General features: G+C 64.9%; 13 protein-coding genes. 1 reads left to right on the forward strand and 12 read right to left on the reverse strand.

Going from position 1 to position 16,132, the window contains the following annotated elements; translation table 11 throughout:
* Nucleotides 1–56: 56 nt before the first annotated feature.
* The 5 genes from pyrI to aaeX form a co-directional block, all read right to left on the reverse strand.
* Nucleotides 57–518, reverse strand: coding sequence for an aspartate carbamoyltransferase regulatory subunit (gene pyrI / locus L1P05_RS14970; protein ID WP_012849936.1), 462 nt, complete (start codon nucleotides 516–518; stop codon nucleotides 57–59).
* 12 nt (nucleotides 519–530) lie between these two features.
* Nucleotides 531–1,466 (reverse strand): aspartate carbamoyltransferase, encoded by a 936-nt coding sequence (gene pyrB, locus L1P05_RS14975; RefSeq protein ID WP_012849937.1) that lies wholly within the window; start codon nucleotides 1,464–1,466, stop codon nucleotides 531–533.
* Between the two features lie 389 nt (nucleotides 1,467–1,855).
* On the reverse strand, nucleotides 1,856–3,802 hold the full coding sequence (aaeB, locus tag L1P05_RS14980) for a p-hydroxybenzoic acid efflux pump subunit AaeB (protein WP_012849938.1): 1,947 nt from the start codon (nucleotides 3,800–3,802) through the stop codon (nucleotides 1,856–1,858).
* A 13-nt stretch (nucleotides 3,803–3,815) separates the two neighbouring features.
* Complete coding sequence (gene aaeA, locus L1P05_RS14985; protein WP_012849939.1) at nucleotides 3,816–4,730, reverse strand: p-hydroxybenzoic acid efflux pump subunit AaeA; 915 nt, start codon at nucleotides 4,728–4,730, stop codon at nucleotides 3,816–3,818.
* Between the two features lie 31 nt (nucleotides 4,731–4,761).
* Nucleotides 4,762–4,965, reverse strand: a complete 204-nt coding sequence (gene aaeX / locus L1P05_RS14990; RefSeq protein ID WP_012849940.1) for a p-hydroxybenzoic acid efflux pump operon protein AaeX — start codon at nucleotides 4,963–4,965, stop codon at nucleotides 4,762–4,764.
* 306 nt (nucleotides 4,966–5,271) lie between these two features.
* Between aaeX and aaeR the strand changes: the two genes are divergently transcribed.
* Complete coding sequence (gene aaeR / locus L1P05_RS14995) at nucleotides 5,272–6,192, forward strand: HTH-type transcriptional activator AaeR (RefSeq protein ID WP_012849941.1); 921 nt, start codon at nucleotides 5,272–5,274, stop codon at nucleotides 6,190–6,192.
* 54 nt (nucleotides 6,193–6,246) lie between these two features.
* On the opposite strand, the gene tldD is transcribed toward aaeR, so the two are convergent.
* From tldD to mreC, 7 genes are all read right to left on the reverse strand, one after another.
* Nucleotides 6,247–7,692: a metalloprotease TldD gene (gene tldD, locus L1P05_RS15000; RefSeq protein ID WP_012849942.1), complete on the reverse strand. Its 1,446-nt coding sequence runs from the start codon at nucleotides 7,690–7,692 to the stop codon at nucleotides 6,247–6,249.
* 7 nt (nucleotides 7,693–7,699) lie between these two features.
* The gene (gene nit1 / locus L1P05_RS15005; RefSeq protein WP_012849943.1) at nucleotides 7,700–8,542 is read right to left on the reverse strand and encodes a deaminated glutathione amidase; all 843 of its coding nucleotides are present in this window, start codon (nucleotides 8,540–8,542) and stop codon (nucleotides 7,700–7,702) included.
* Nucleotides 8,539–12,327: an AsmA2 domain-containing protein YhdP gene (gene yhdP / locus L1P05_RS15010; protein WP_012849944.1), complete on the reverse strand. Its 3,789-nt coding sequence runs from the start codon at nucleotides 12,325–12,327 to the stop codon at nucleotides 8,539–8,541. Before yhdP ends, nit1 begins: the two co-directional genes overlap by 4 nt.
* A 62-nt stretch (nucleotides 12,328–12,389) precedes the next feature.
* Nucleotides 12,390–13,859 (reverse strand): ribonuclease G, encoded by a 1,470-nt coding sequence (gene rng, locus L1P05_RS15015; RefSeq protein WP_012849945.1) that lies wholly within the window; start codon nucleotides 13,857–13,859, stop codon nucleotides 12,390–12,392.
* Entirely contained in the window at nucleotides 13,849–14,442 is a 594-nt protein-coding gene (locus L1P05_RS15020) for a Maf family protein (RefSeq protein WP_012849946.1), read from the reverse strand. The genes rng and L1P05_RS15020 overlap by 11 nt, the downstream gene beginning before the upstream one ends.
* 40 nt (nucleotides 14,443–14,482) lie before the next feature.
* On the reverse strand, nucleotides 14,483–14,971 hold the full coding sequence (gene mreD, locus L1P05_RS15025) for a rod shape-determining protein MreD (RefSeq protein WP_012849947.1): 489 nt from the start codon (nucleotides 14,969–14,971) through the stop codon (nucleotides 14,483–14,485).
* The gene (gene mreC / locus L1P05_RS15030; protein ID WP_034168466.1) at nucleotides 14,971–16,023 is read right to left on the reverse strand and encodes a rod shape-determining protein MreC; all 1,053 of its coding nucleotides are present in this window, start codon (nucleotides 16,021–16,023) and stop codon (nucleotides 14,971–14,973) included. The genes mreD and mreC overlap by 1 nt, the downstream gene beginning before the upstream one ends.
* Nucleotides 16,024–16,132 lie beyond the last annotated feature (109 nt).

The raw sequence follows: 16,132 nt of genomic DNA on the forward strand, positions 1-16,132 counted from the left end.
TACGGTAACCAGGCCCCATTATAAGGAGCCCGCACGGCAAATCCCACCCTGCCGGATCACTGTTCCATCACGGCGTGATGCTCAAACTCTTTCTCACAATACTTACACTTAAGCAGCACCTCGCCGGCGCGGGCGCGCACGCTGAAGCTGGAGCACACCGGCTCGCTGCGGCTGATGCAGTTGCTGTTGGGGCAGGTCAGCACGCTGTCGATGCGCTCCGGCAGGCTCGGCACCATCTTGCGCACCACGCTGTAGTTCTCAATGCAGTTGACCGTGGCGCGCGGGGCGTAAATCGCCAGCTGGTTCACCTGCTCCTCGCTGAGAAAGACATCCTCAATCTTGATCAGATCCTTGCTGCCCTGCGCGTTAGAGGGCAGATTCAGGCCGATGGTGACCCGCCGATCGGTCTCCGTCAGCTTGAACAGGGTCAGCAGCTTAAAGCCGACGTGCGCCGGGATATGGTCAATGACGGTGCCGCATTTAATCGCTTCAACCTGCAGTTTGTTGTCGTGAGTCATTTCGTTTCTCCCTTAGAAATTCAGTTCAGCGTTGAGGATCAGGGCCAGCAGCGCCTGACGGGCAAAGATACCGTTGCCCGCCTGCTGGAAATAGTAGGCATAGGGGGTGGCGTCGACGTCGGGGGTGATCTCGTCGATACGCGGCAGCGGATGCAGCACCTTCAGGTTATCGCGCGCTCCCTCCAGCATCGCGGCGCGCAGAATGAACTGCGACTTCACGTTGGCGTACTCGGAGGAGTCCAGACGCTCTTTCTGTACTCGGGTCATGTACAGAATATCCAGCTGTGGCATCACCTCTTCAAGGGTTTCATGCAGGCTGTAGGCGATCCCCTTCTCCTCCAGCATGGTCAGGATATAGTCCGGCATCGCCAGCGCCTGCGGGGCGATGAAGAAGAAGCGGTTACCCTCAAACTTGGCCAGCGCCTGGGTCAGGGAGTGCACGGTGCGGCCATACTTCAGGTCGCCAACCATGGCGATGTTGATGTTGTTCAGGCGCCCCTGGGTCTCCTGGATAGTAAACAGATCCAGCAGCGTCTGGGTCGGGTGCTGGTTGGCACCGTCGCCGGCGTTGACCACCGGAATGCGACCGCAGAACTCCGTGGCCAGACGGGCGGCCCCCTCCTGCGGGTGGCGCATCACGATGGCGTCGACGTAGGTGCCGATCACCGAGATGGTATCCGCCAGCGTCTCCCCCTTCTTGCCAAGAGAGGTGTTGCTGCTGTCGGCAAAGCCGACCACCGAGGCGCCCAGGCGGTGCATCGCGGTTTCAAAAGAGAGGCGGGTACGGGTGGAGGCCTCAAAGAACAGGCTGGCGATCACCTTGTGGCGCAGCAGCTCCGGCTGCGGCGTGGCCTTCAGGCGAGCGGCGGTGTCCAGCACCAGCTCAAGCTCGCGGCGACTCAGATCGTTGATGGAGATAATGTCTTTTAGATACAAGGGATTGGCCATTGGTGTTCTCCTGTTCTGGCGCCGACGTCGCACGGCGCGGGCATACGGTTCACTCGGGTTAATTTTTCAACTTGCCGTATTACGGGCAAAAAAAAACCCCTCAAATGAGGGGTTTTCTACGATCGAGAATGCGACGGGAGAAAAACGGCCGCTGGCTGCCCTGATGGGGCAGAGTCTTCGGTCGCATCACGACCGATAAACCACAATAGCCAACGCTGTTTCTCATGCTGTCTCCCGGCAAATTGTCCGGCATTATACTCAGCGATCGCCTCGCCGCAAGCACATTCTTCCCCGGAGATTGATTTAGCGCAAACGGTTACCCGATTAATAAAGCGCCCATTTGAGTAATCCTCGCACCGGCGCGAGCGCCGCTCAGGTTAACGCTGCCGCTATCCCAGCAGCACGCCGCGGTATCGGTGCAGCACATCGGCAAGCTGATGCAGCGGCTGCAGCGCGGCGCCGGCGGCCCCCTGCCGCACCAGCGCATCGGCATAGTCGCTCAGCCCCGTCGTCAGCTGTAGCAGGGCGCCGCGGCGTCGCGCCGCACCGCGCCCGGTCAACAGCCGGGTTGCCGCCGCATCGATCGCGCGCAGCCGCTCGGCGTCGCACGGCAGCGCCGAGTGCGCCAAACGCTGCTGCAGGACGATCAGCGTCAGCGCCAGGCGGTAACGCCCGATATCATCGGGAAACAGCGTCAGCAGCAAGAACAGCTGGCGGTAGAGGGCCGGCAGCAGATTTCCGCGCGTCCCCTCTCCCCGCAGGGCCGCCACTGCGCCGAACGCCAGACGCCGCATCAGCGTTCGACCGGTGCGGGCGCGCGACCGATCGCGCACCGCCAGCAGCACCACCAGCGCCAACAGGCAGCCGATCACCTGGCCGATGGCGCTGTCGACAAAGCTCTCGATCGGAAAACGCATCGGGTTGCTGAGCACCAGAATATTCAGGGTCGAGGCCAGCGTTCCCAGCGATCCCAGACGGCGCTTTTGTACCTCCATCCCGCAGATAAAGGTCAGCGCGCCCAGGCTCAGGCACAGCAGCACCAGGCTTTGCTGGGTGGCGGGGAGGATCACCGTGTAGTACAGCGCACCGACCGGCAACGCCACCAGTGAGCCCATCAAGAAGTCGATCGCCGCCATCCGCGGATTGGGAGTGCGCACCGCCAGCGAGGTCACTACCGCGATCATGATCATGCAGCCGCTGCCCGCGTTCCAGCCGCTCCATAGCCAAAATAGCGCGCCCAGCGAGGTGGCCAGCCAGGTGCGCAGGCCATTGATCAGCGCATGGTGCCCCTGGGCGGAGTAGATCTGGCGCGGCGCGGCGTCATGCGCGAGGATCGCCGCCTCATGCCGCCCGATACGGACGTTGCTCGCCACGCCTTTGGCCAATAGCTGCAGCTGGCTGGCGCCGTCGATCCAGCCGATCAGCGCGGGCGGCAGCTGATGTCCCCCGTGCGCCGCCAGCAGGCGACGCAGCTGTTTTAAGCGCTGATAGGCCTCCGCAGGCGTCTTTACCGGGGCGGCTATCAGGGTCAAAAACGGCGCCGGCAGCGCCGTCGGCGTCTGGCGCTGGGTCAGAAAAATTTCACAGGCCCGGGTGATCAGGGTCAGCGACAGGGTGTGCAGCGCCGCCAGCCGGCGGCAGGCGCGCGGCCAGCGAGATGACTCCAGCGCCAGGCTGGCGCGCATCCCCTCCAGCGTATGGCTCTCCCGGATCAGCCCGTGCCAGCTTCGATCGACGGCATCGCTGTCGCGCCCGTCGACGCAGCGCTGCAGCAGGCATAGCTGACCGAGCAGCATGCCACCGACGACGCGATCCACCTCGCCCTTGACCGAGCGCGGCGCCAGCAGCGTATCGGCCAGCACCGCGCAGGCGATCCCCAGCACGATCTCGCCACAGCGCTCCAGGGCCAGCTGCAGGATAAACTGCGGCTCGCCGAGGCAGGAGACGACGATGATCAGCGCCGTATAGCCGGACAGCCCCAGCGCATAGGCGTTCTCCATACGCACCAGCGACGACAGCCAGGTGCAGACGCCCGCCCACAGGCAGCACAGCAGGATCATCAGCAGCGGCGCGCGGATCAACAGCATCATCAGCAGCAGCGCGCACAGGGAGCCCAGCACCGTGCCGATGATACGCAGCCAGCCGCGGTAGCGAATGGCGCCGGCAAAGGGCTCACCGCCAGCGGCAAAGGCCGGTCCGGCGGCCACCAGCGCGGCGGTCAGCGCCGACCAGCGCGGCGTCTGCAGGCCGAAATAGAACCCGAGCAGCAGTGACAGAACGATCGCCAGCGTCAGCTTGCAGGCGAAGCGCAGGCGGATCACGCGTGGATGCAGCATCTTCGCCCCCTGCTCAGCCGAACTCGCGCAGACGCTGCAGCAGGCGCCGATACGGCGCCGGGCGCGCAGCCTGCGCCTCTCCGCCGGTGCCGATCACCACCGTCGCCGTGGTGCCCGCCGGATAGGGGTGAGCCTGGGTCGCCGCGTCCAGGCGAATTCGCACCGGCACCCGCTGCGCCAGGCGCACCCACTCCAGATTGGAGTCCACCGTCGCCAGCCCTTTGCGCCCCGGCGTCGCGCTGCTGTCGTTGACCCCGGCGGAGATGCTGTCCACCGTGCCGTACAGAATACGATCGCTGCCCAGCGGCGTGATCTGCGCCGGCGAGCCGCGGCGCACTCCGGCCAGCTTGGTCTCTTCCATATAGGCCTGCACGTAGAAGCTGTTCTGCTTAATCAGCGCCACGGCGTTAACCCCGCGGTTGATAAACTCGCCGCCGTGGACCTGCAGGTTGGTCACCCAGCCGCTGGCCGGCGCCCGCACCACCGTGCGATCCAGATCCAGCTGCGCCAGGGTTCGGGTCGCCTGTGCTCGGGCCAACTGTTGCTCGGCCGCCGCCAGCGCGCTGTAGGCGCGATCGATGCTCTCCTGGGCGACGATACGCCCGCCCAGGTCGGCCCGACGCTGCGACTCTCGTCGCTTCTCCGTCACCAGCGCCTGATAGTAGCGCGCATCCGCCTCGGCCTGCGCCAGCGCCGCGCGGTAGCGCTGTGGATCGATGCGGAACAGCACCGCCCCCTGCGTCACCCGCTGGTTATCCTGAACCTGCACGCTCTCCACCAGCCCGCTGACGTCGGGGGCGATGGCCACCACGTCGGCGCTAAAACGCGCGTCCCGCGTCCAGGGAGAGGCGGTATAGAACACCCAGGCCTTGGAGACCGCCAGCGCGGCCAGCGCCAGTAAGGCCAGCGTAGCGGCCACCCGCGTCATGCGTCCAATCCAACGCTTCACAGAACCCCCTTCAGATAAAAAGCCAGCTCACCAGATAAAACAGACACCCGTACAGCGCGCAGTTAAACAGCGCGGGGTGCCAAATCATGTCGTACAGCCCGCTGGGCTGCAGCAGACGCCGCAGCAGCCAAAACAGGGGCAGCGCCGCCAGCAGCGCAAAAAAGGCCGGCGGGAAAGAGAGGCCAAACAGCACCATCACGGGCAGCGTTCCCATGGCAAAATCCTTACTTAACGACGCATGCCCGCACGCGGCTGACGGCGAAAAACGGCGGACAGAGAAAAAGGGGTGGCGGTTACGCGGTGTGCGCCGCAGGCGCAGGGCGGAACGGATGCGCCCCGACATCGGCGGCGCGGGGACATGTTAGCCTAATGCGCCGCGGGGATATATAATCTGTGACGCAAATCACTTTTTATTGTAAATAAACAATCAGCGCTGATTATCTATTGTCGATAAGAAAAATGCGCATAAAACAAACAGATGGTTCTGAACTCAGCCACCACCATTAAGACAGGATGAAAAATGGAGCGATTAAAGCATATGGCCATCTTCGCTCGGGTGGTCGAATGCGGCTCGTTTACCGGCGCCGCAGCGCAGCTGGCGATGAGCGTCTCATCCATCAGCCAGACCATTACCAAGCTGGAGCACGCCCTGCAGATCAGGCTGCTCAACCGCAGCACCCGCCGCATCAGTCTGACCGAGGCCGGACGCATCTATTATCAGGGCTGTCGCAAGATGCTGCAGGAGGCCCAAGAGGTACACGAGCAGCTGTACGCCTACAACAATACCCCCAGCGGAACCCTGCGCATCGGCTGCTCGGCCACCATGGCGCAAAACGTTCTGGCGCCGATCAGCGCCCGAATGCTGGCCGAATATCCTGGCCTGTCGGTCAACCTGGTCACCGGCGTCCCGGCGCCCGATCTGATCGCCGACGGTCTGGATCTGGTGGTCCGCGCCGGCGATCTACAGGACTCTCGCCTGTTCTGTCGCGCCCTGGGGGCCATGCCCATGGTGATCTGCGCCGCCAAATGCTACCTGCAGCGCCACGGAACCCCAGAGAGCCCCGCCGAACTGGGCAGCTATAGCTGGCTCAACTTTAGCGGCCAGCCCGCCCATGACCTAACGCTGATCGCCCCAGAGGGAGAGTCGCTGCGGCTGATGCCCAGCGGACGCTTTCACACCAATGATGCCCAGACCCTGCTAAGCTGGCTGAACGCCGGGGCCGGGATCACCTATCTGCCGCTGATGTGGGTGATCGACGCGGTGCGGCGTAAAGAGGTCGAGATCCTGTTCCCCCAGTACCAGTCCACCCCGCGCCCGGTGTATGCGCTGTATGCCCAGAAGGCGCACCTGCCCATCAAGCTACGTCTCTGCCTAGAGTACCTGAGCGACTACTTTGCCCAGATGGCGGACACCTTCCGCGATACCCGTCAGGAGAAATAGCGCGGGCCGGCAAAAGCCGGCCCGCGGGACATACCGTGGCGAGTCGCGCCGAACTCAGGCGGTGCCGCCGACGGTCATCGCATCCAGCTTCAGCGTCGGCTGGCCGACGCCGACCGGCACGCTCTGCCCCTCTTTACCGCAGACCCCGACGCCCTTATCCAGCGCCAGATCGTTGCCCACCATCGAGATCTGCTGCATCGCCTCCATGCCGGAGCCGATCAGGGTCGCCCCCTTCACCGGATGGGTAATCCGTCCCTTCTCGATCAGATAGGCTTCCGAGGTAGAGAAGACAAACTTACCGGAGGTGATATCGACCTGACCGCCGGCGAAGTTAGGCGCATACAGCCCATACTCCACGCTCTCGATAATCGCCTGCGGCGTACTCTCTCCCGCCAGCATATAGGTGTTGGTCATCCGCGGCATCGGCAGGTGAGCATAGGATTCGCGGCGGCCGTTGCCGGTCGGCGCCATTCCCATCAGGCGGGCGTTGAGCTTATCCTGCATATAGCCACGCAGCACCCCGTTCTCAATCAGTACGTTGTACTGGCCGGGCACCCCTTCGTCGTCCACCGCCAGCGAACCGCGCCGCTCCTCCAGCGTACCGTCGTCTACCACGGTACACAGCGGCGAGGCCACCTGCTGACCCAGCTGACCGCTGAATACGGAGGTGCCGCGCCGGTTAAAGTCCCCCTCCAGCCCGTGGCCGACCGCCTCGTGCAGCAGTACCCCCGGCCAGCCGGCGCCGAGCACCACCGGCATGGTGCCGGCCGGCGCCGCCTTGGCGTGCAGGTTGACCAGCGCCATGCGTACCGCCTCGCGCGCATAGGCATCGGCACACACCTCGCCGTCGTGGAGGGTCAGGAAGTAGTCATAGCCAAAGCGCCCGCCGCCGCCGCAGCTGCCGCGCTCGCGACGGCCATCCTGCTCTACCAGCACGCTGACGGAGAGTCGCACCAGCGGCCGTACGTCCGCCGCCAGCGTGCCGTCGCTGGCGGCCACCAGCACCAGCTCATACACTCCGGTCAGGCTGGCGTTCACCTCCTGGACCCGGGCATCGGCCGCCCGCGCCACCCGATCGACCTGTGCCAGCAGCGCGATCTTCTCCTCGCGCGGCAGGCTATCGAGCGGGGAGTGCATACCGTAGCGGGAGACCGCCTTGAGCCCTCCCAGCGTGTGCGCCCGCCCATCGCCCTGCTCGCGCACGATGCTGCGCGCGGCGTGGGCGCTCTGGGTCAGCGCCTGCAGGGTTATCTGGTCGGCATAGGCGAATCCGGTCTTTTCACCGTGGATCGCCCGCACGCCCACCCCCTGATCGATATGGTAAGAGCCCTCTTTAATGATGCGATCTTCCAATACCCAGGACTCGTGCACGCTGGACTGAAAATAGAGGTCGGCATAGTCCAGGCGGCGTGCGTTCAACTGCCCCAAGACATTATATAAATCCTGATGATTCAGGTTGTTGGCAGCCAGTAACTGCTCACTGACAAACGTCAGACTCATGGTGTATTTACCCTTGGTGAAGATGGATCAGCTCAGGCTGGAATCGGTTGTGCTGTGCCAACGGCATCTGCCCGCGCAGCACGCTCAGTGAGTTGGTGTTCACTTTAATCTTTATCGGCCGTACGGCGTCGGCGTTCTGCTGCAGCACGCGGCCCCAGCCGTCCACCGCCATGCTGTGGCCCCAGGTGCGCCGGGTCGCGCCGTGGCTGCCGACCTGGGCCGGTGCCAGAATATAGCACTGGTTTTCAATCGCCCGGGCACGCAGCAGCACCTCCCAGTGTGCCTCGCCCGTCACCCGAGTAAAGGCGGCCGGCACCGAGATAAGCTCCGCCCCCTGCGCGCGCAGCGCCTGGAACAGGCCGGGAAAGCGCAGATCGTAGCAGATGGTCATCCCCAGACGCCCCACCGGCGTATCCACCACCGTCAGCATATCGCCGTGGCGGTAAACGTCAGACTCGCGGTAGTGGCCATGCGCGTCACGCACCTCGACGTCGAACATGTGCAGCTTGTCGTAGCGGGCGCGCAGCGCGCCGCCGTCGTCAAACAGCAGGCTACTGGAGGTAATGCCGCCGGCATCCTCGCGGCTGTACAGCGGCATCGAACCGATCAACAGCCATACCCCGTAGCGGCGCGCCAGCTCGCGCACCGCCGACTGAAGCGGCCCGTCACCCTCCCGCTCGGCGTGCTGGCGGTACCCCGCGGCGTCGCTGAACAGCAGCGCATTCTCCGGGGTCAGCGCCAGCCTGATAGTGCCGTTGAGCTGCTTCAGCTGCTGCTCAATCTGTGCCAGGTTAGCGCGGCTGTTTTCACCGCTACACAGTTGCAGTAAGGCGACGTTGGCATTCCTCATTGTGCCTTCTCCTTCTTCGGCTGACGTAACACTTCATGGATCGCCGGGCTGTCGAGCCCGCCGCTTATGTTGTAGCGTATCAGCGATATTTTATTCCACAATGGCGCCAGCACTTTTGACGCGGCAAAGACCGCGGCCCCCACCACCGGGTTAACGGCAAAGGCGGTGGCCACGCCGACCGTCGCCGACAGCTCCGGCGCGATCACCGCCTGCATATCGATCCGCTGGGTCACCAGGTTCACCGTGCCGTTCATCGCGACGTCCGCAGAGAGGCCGTCGATCAGCAGATCGTCCGTCGACATCACCCCGTTATGCAGGGCGATATGCCCCTTGATGCCATCGAAGTAGAAGCCTTCGCCGAAGGTGTCGCTAAAATCCAGCCGCAGCTTGCGCAGCAGGGCATCAAAGCTCACCAGGCGCAGCAGCTGACCGGCGCGCCCGGTATCCATGCTTTCGAGCACCCCCTTGCCCAGACGCACCTGCAGCGTGCCATCCAGCGTCTCTATGCGCGGCTGCCAGGGCTCCCCCTGCCAGCGGAGATCGTAGTCGCCCTTAAAGGCGGACTGCTTCAGCGGCAGGGTCAGGCCAAAAAAGTCCGCGCTGTCCGTCAAGTTCGCCCCCTGCAGCCCGCCGCTGATCTGCGTCCGGCTGATGCCATCCTGCTGCTGCCAGCGGCCAGTCAGCGTCAGGCGGGTGTTGCCGCTGTCCAGCAGGCCATCCGTCAGCAGCAGGGTATCCCCCTCCACCCGCATATCGGCGGCCACGTTCCCCAGGTTTTGCCCCATAAACCAGCACGACTGACAGCGCAGCTGCATGGCCGGCCAGCGGCGAAACAGGGGCGGCTGACCGGCGACCGGTCGATCGATGGGGGCCGCCGCCGCGCTCCCCGGCGTCATCGGCTGGGGATCGTAGTACAGAAAGTCCAGCGCGGCGCTCAGCTGCCCGGCGCCCAGACGCGCAGCGCCGCGGATTTCACGGCCATCGGCGCGCAGCTGGGTCGTCTCGCCCTGTCGCGTCAGCGCCAGGCTCAGCTGGTGCCAGGCCTGCCCACCCAGCAGCAACTGCGGCGTAGAAAGGGTTATCTGCGCCGGCAGGCGCAGCACGCTGCGGCTGTCCAGCTGCGACGACAGCGGCGCCGCCAGCAGGGCCAGCCACCCGGCGCCGTCCAGCGGCGGCAGACGCAGCGTGGCCTGACCGGGCTGCGTCTGCGGCACCGCGCTACTCTGGCTGTCCCAGCTCAGGCTGTCCAGCGCCACGCCGCGCGGGCCGAGCGCCACGTTCGCGGCGAAATGGCTGTCGCGGCCTAGGCTGCCGCTGAGCGTAAAGCCCGCCATATCGCCGTCGGCGTTAACCTTCAGCCGCTGGGCCGCGCCGGCCGCTTTCGTCAGCGGCGCGGGCAGCGAGCTGGCCACCGCGCGCAGGTCGGCCTCGACGTCGACCTGATAGCGGCTGGCGCCGCGATCGGGCAGATCGATCGTCACCTTGCCCTGCCAGGGGGCGCTCCCCTGCAGGTGCGTATCCATTCCCGGCGGCAGCCACGGCAGACGGGCCGGCAGCCAGTCGCCGTTCAGATCGACCGCGACCTGATACCGATCGGCCTGGGGAACGGTGGCAAACTGCAGCGCCAGCGGCTGCCCCAGCCAGTGGGCGCTCAGCCGATCGCTCTGCAGGCGGCCATCGTCGAAGCGAAACGCGCCGCTAACCCCCTGCATCTGGCTGCCGAGCGGCTTGATAAACAGCGTGTTATTGTCTAGGCGCACCTCGCCGCGGGCGCGGGTATCGCCGCCGTCGAGCGGAATATCCAGATCCAGACGCCCCGTCACGTCGCCGCCCACCTGCAGCTCATCCAGCGTCGCGCCCACGGAGCTTTTCAGCGGCGACAGCATAAAGTAGTCGCGCACCGCCTTGCCGCTGCCGGCCACCCCGGCGCGGATCAGCAGACGCTCGGCGCCATACTGCGGGATATCCGCGTGAATAGCGCTGCCGCGCGCCGCGCCCAGATGCGCCGACGGGGCAAACATCCACAGTCCGTCGTTAAGGAAATTGAGGTCGATGGACAGATCGGTCAGCGGGGCCCAGTCCGGCTGAAAGCGGAAGGTGGCCTGGCGCAGCGGCACATAGACCTGAAACTGACCGTCGTGATGCTGATAGGGGAACCGCTGCGGATCGCCGTCATACAGCAGCGTGGCGTTCTCCACCGCGCCCCCCTCCAGCGCCCCGCTCAGGTAGTCCGTCAGCGCCGTTCCCATCAGCGGTTCAGGGAAATAGCGCCAGGCCTCGCGGGCGTCCGTCAGGCGAATACCGGCCAGAATACTGAGCAGCGCCGGCCCCGCCGTCGGCTGATGGTAGCGGAAGCCGCCGTGGCTCCACAGGGCGCGCGCCTGCACATCCATATCCTGTCCGCTCAGCGTCCACCCCTGCGCATCGCGGGTCACGTTGACCACGCCGCTGGCGCGCTGCACCAACAGCGGCGCCCGGAACATTGCGGCGTAGGGCAGCGTGCTGTCTTTCAGGGTGAAACGCAGCCGAGCATCCTGCCCGCTGCCGCTCAGGGAGCCGCTGAAGCGATCGATGCCGGGCAGCAGCTTCCAGGGCTGCCAGCTGACGTCGTGCCAATCGGCCAGCACCCGGCTGCGCTCGGGCTGCTGCAGCGGAATATCGACGCCTACCCGGCGGATGTACCCCTGCGGCTGCAGGCGCTGCAGCGGCTCCACCAGCGCCGGCGACAGGAAGCTCAGGGTCGGCAGCAGCGGCGTAATGCGCGCCAGCTGCAGATCGGTAGCCCGCAGCCGCAGCGCTTCCTCCTGCGCCGTCCCCTGCCGGGGCAGATAGAGCAGGCTCAGATGCCCCGCGGGCCACGGCTGCCCATCCGTCGCCAGATTGAGCCGGGGGACATCCAGCTGCCACCCGCCGTCGCGACGCGTCGCCTGGAGCGTCAGATCGCGCACCGTCAGCCGGTGCGGCCGATCGTCGGCGCGCCATCCCGCCTGGCCATCGCGCAGGCGGACCAGCGCCCCCGCCATCTCGCCGTTGCGGACGCTGAGCCAGGAGGCCAGGCTAAAATCGGCCGCGTTCAGTCCGGTATTGTGGTTGATCCAGCGGCTCAGCCAGGGGCGCAGGTCGATTTGGTCCGCCTGCAGGTAGATCTCCCCGTCGCTGAGCAGGCCGTTCTTATCGCGCAGATCCATGCGCAGCTGCAGATTGCCGTGCTGCCCCTGCGGAGTGGAGAAGCTGACCTCCCCCTCTGCGCGGTGGCGATCCGGGCCGTTGAGCCAGGTCAGTTGGGAAACGGTCAGCTGCAGCGGAACGCCGGAGGGAGAGGGAAAGCGCAGACGGCTGTCGCGCAGGGTAAAGTGGTCAAACTGGCGCAGGAAGATATTGCTCAGCTCGTCGCGCTTCAGGCCGCCGTGGCCCTCTTCGCGCGCCAGCGGGCGATCGGTGCTGGCCTGCAGCTGATAAAACGTCAGATCGCGGAACTGCGGACGCACGTGTAGCAGCGACTGCCAGACATCCAGCCCCAGCGTCATGCGCCGCACCTGCAGCTGCCCCTGCGCCCCCCGCAGGGCGATGTCGCGCGCCTCCAGCGTGGGGCCAAAGGATTGCCAGCTGGCGCTCAGCGCGCCGATGGTCAGCGGCGCGCCGATAAACTGGCCGAGGCGCGCCGCGATCTGCGGACGTACGCTGTCAATGTGCGGCAGCAGTAAACGCAGCCCGCTCACCAGCAAAGCGACCAGCACTATCAGGGTCGCCAGCGTTGCCAGCAGGTAACCGGGCAGTCGCCTCACGCCGTTCTCCTATCGTTCAAACATGACCCAGCGGATCGATCCCGTCCCCGGCGTCAACGCCGTTACATCATCACTACGTCGAACTGCTCCTGACTGTAGAGCGTCTCAATCTGTACTTTAACCTGTTTGCCGACAAACAGCTCGACCTCCGCCAGGGCGTGGGACTCTTCGCTCTTCAGCGCCTCGCCCACCGCCGGAGAGGCATACACCAGGAAGCGATCGCTGTCATAGGCATGGTGCACCCGCACGATCTCGCGCAGGATCTCGTAGCACACCGTCTCCACGGTTTTCACCGTGCCGCGGCCGTGACAGGTCGGGCACTCGCCGCACAGCACGTGCTCGATGCTCTCACGGGTGCGCTTACGGGTCATCTCTACCAAGCCTAGCTGCGAAAAGCCATTGATGCTGGTTTTTGCCCGATCCTTGCTGAGGGCCTGCTCCAGGGAGTGCAGCACCCGACGCCGGTGATCCTCGCAGCTCATGTCGATAAAGTCGATGATGATGATGCCGCCCAGGTTACGCAGACGCAGCTGACGGGCAATGGCCTGGGTCGCCTCGACGTTGGTATTGAAGATGGTCTCATCCAGATTGCGGTGGCCGACGAAGGCGCCGGTGTTAATGTCGATGGTGGTCATCGCCTCGGTCTGATCGATGATCAGATAGCCGCCCGACTTCAGCTCCACCCGGCGCTCCAGCGCCCGCTGGATCTCGTTCTCCACGTCGTACATGTCAAAGATCGGCTGCTTACCGCTGTACAGCTCCAGGCAGGGGGTCATCTCCGGCATGTATTCGCTGGTGAAGTCCTGCAGCAGATCGTAGGTCAGGCGCGAATCCACCCGGATACGATCCAGCGAGGCCCCGGCAAAGTCGCGCAGCACCCGCTGCGCCAGCGCCAGCTCACCGTACAGCATGCACTTGGTCTTATTGCGCCGCTTGCGCTCCATCACCTTGATCCACAGGCGCTTGAGAAACGCGGCGTCCTGCGCCAGCTCCTCGTCGTCGGCCCCCTCCGCCGCCGTGCGGATAATAAAGCCGCCCAGCTCGTCGCAGTGCGGGGCGACGATCGCCTTCAGGCGCTCGCGCTCCGCCTCGCTGTCGATGCGCTGCGAGACCCCGACGTGGCTGGCGCCCGGCATAAACACCAGATAGCGCGACGGCAGGGTAATATCGGTGGTCAGCCGCGCCCCCTTGGTGCCCAGCGGATCCTTCACCACCTGCACCATCAGATCCTGTCCCTGACGCACCAGCTCGGCGATATCGCGCACGTGAAAGTTCTTCTGCTCGTCACCGGCAACGCACTCGGTGTGCGGCATGATGTCGGAGGCGTGCAGAAACGCCGCCTTCTCCAGACCAATATCTACAAAGGCCGCCTGCATTCCGGGCAGAACCCGGCTCACGCGCCCTTTGTATATATTGCCGACGATGCCGCGCTTGGACTCGCGCTCAATATGGATCTCCTGCAGGATACCGCCATCGATATAGGCGACGCGCGTTTCCGATGGGGTAACGTTAACCAACAGTTCAGTTGTCATGCTCTCTCCTCACATCCCTTAACGCCATAAAGCGTGCCAGCAGCTCGCGGGTCTCCACCAGCGGCAGTCCCATCACCGCATGGTAGCTGCCGTTGATCGCGCGGACGAAACAGCCCCCTTTGCCCTGAATGCCGTAGGCGCCGGCCTTGTCCAGCGGCTCGCCGCTGGCCACATAGTCGGCGATCTGCGCCTCGCTCAGGGTACAGAAGGTCACCTCGGTCGCCACGTGGCAGCTGAGGCAGCCTCGCCGATCGGCCAGGGTCAGCGCCGTGATCACCTGATGGCTGCGCCCGGACAGGCGCCGCAGCATCTGCGCCGCCTGCGCCGGATCCTGCGGCTTTTCCAGCACCTCGCCGTCGAGCACCACGATGGTATCCGCCCCCAGCACCGGGCGATCCTGCGCCGCGGCGGCCACGCCGGCCTGCGCCTTGTCGCGCGACAGACGACAGACATACGCCAGCGGCGCCTCGTTCGGGCGACGCTGCTCCTCCACGCTCAGCGTTAAACGCTCAAAGGGAATCGCCATCAGCGTCAGCAGTTCACGCCGACGCGGGGAGCCAGAGGCCAGATAGATTTCACACATACACTTTCGATAACCCTGTATTCTGCGCCGCCGCGCGCCGTTACTGCACGGCAAACTGGCGACGCACCTTACGCATCAGCAGGAACAGCCACGGCCATAGCAGCCCGTTCACTACACTACTCCAGAATACTTCCGGGCGGAATGCGGCGCTCGTGACCACAAACTCCCCCCAGAAAATCACGATGTCCATCGCCGCCGTCAGCACCATGACCATCAGGGCCTGCTGCCACAGCGCCATATTGCGCAGCAGCTGAAACTTAAAGGCCACCAGATAGGCCAGCAGGCTAAAGGCCAGCGCGCGGATCCCCAGGGTTGACCCCAGGATCAGATCCCACCCCAGCCCCAGCAGAAAGCCGGTGCCGACGTTCACCCGGTGCGGCAGCGCCATGGTCCAGTAAATCAGAAACAGCGCCAGCCAGTTGGGGCGAAACATGGCGATATCATCCGGCCAGGGCATGATCTGCAGCACATAGGCCAGCAGGAAGAACAGCCAGATAATCCAGCGTCCATGGCTACGGTATCCCGACATCAGCGCACCTCCTGTTTACGGCCCTGCGGCGTCGCCGTGCCCGGCGCGGTGGCCGGCTTCGCGTTTCCCGGCGCGGCGGGCGGCGTCGGCGCAGATCCGGCGCCCGAGGCAGGAGGCGGCGCCGGCGGCCCCATCGCCGACGGCGGCGGCAGCACCTGCGGCATCATCTGCATCAGGCGCTCGTTGGCCACCCGCTGCACCGCATCCGGCGGCAGCGGCAGAGTGCCGTCGCGATCGCCGCTCCACAGCAGCAGCAGGTAGCGCAGACGCTGCAGACCGGCGGTCGGCCGCGCCTTGATCACCGTATAGGCTCGCTGGTTATCCACCTTCACCGACGAGACCACCGCCACCGGGTAGCCCTCAGGGAAACGGCCGCCCAGGCCGGAGGTCACCAGCACATCGCCGACGCGAATATCGGTGTTCGCCGGCAGGTGCTCCAGCTGCAGATCGTCGCTGCAGCCGTTGCCGGCGGCCAGCACGCGGATATCGTTGCGCAGCACCTGGATCGGCAGCGCGTGGGAGGCGTTGCAGATCAGCAGCACCCGGCTGGTCGCTTTACCGACCGCCACCACCTGGCCGACCACGCCTTTGTCGCTGATCACCGGCTGGCCAAAGTAAACGCCGCTGCTGCTGCCCTTATCGATCACTACCTGATCGCTGTAGGGATCGGGCAGCGTAGAGATGACCTGGGTCACCATCTTGTGTTCATCCTGACGCAGCGGCGAACCCAACAGTTCGCGCAGGCGCGCGTTTTCCTGCTTCAATTGTCCCTGTAGCAGCAGATCGCTGTTTTTTAATAAGAGTTCTTGACGAAGCGCCCGGTTTTCCAGCTCCAGCCGATCGCGGGTGGCGAAGGTGTTAGAGAGGGTATCCAGGAACTGACGGGGACCGTTGGACAGATAATAGAACGGACTCACGGAGGTATCGAGGTAGGTGCGGATCTGCTGAAACATGCCCAAACGGCTGTCAGCCACCACCAGTCCTACCGCCGCCACCACCGCCAAAAAAAGTCGCAGTTGCAGGGAGGGGCCCCTGCTGAATATCGGCTTCATAAAATTGCGTTATCCTCGACGTCGGCGCTGCGCCGCGCGCAGCCCCGTGCATGTAGCGATCGCGCGATACACGAACACCGGACAGGGAGATCTCCCCGCCCGGTGTCCG

This window comes from Edwardsiella piscicida, assembly GCF_021733145.1.
GTDB classification, from domain to species: Bacteria; Pseudomonadota; Gammaproteobacteria; order Enterobacterales; family Enterobacteriaceae; genus Edwardsiella; species Edwardsiella piscicida.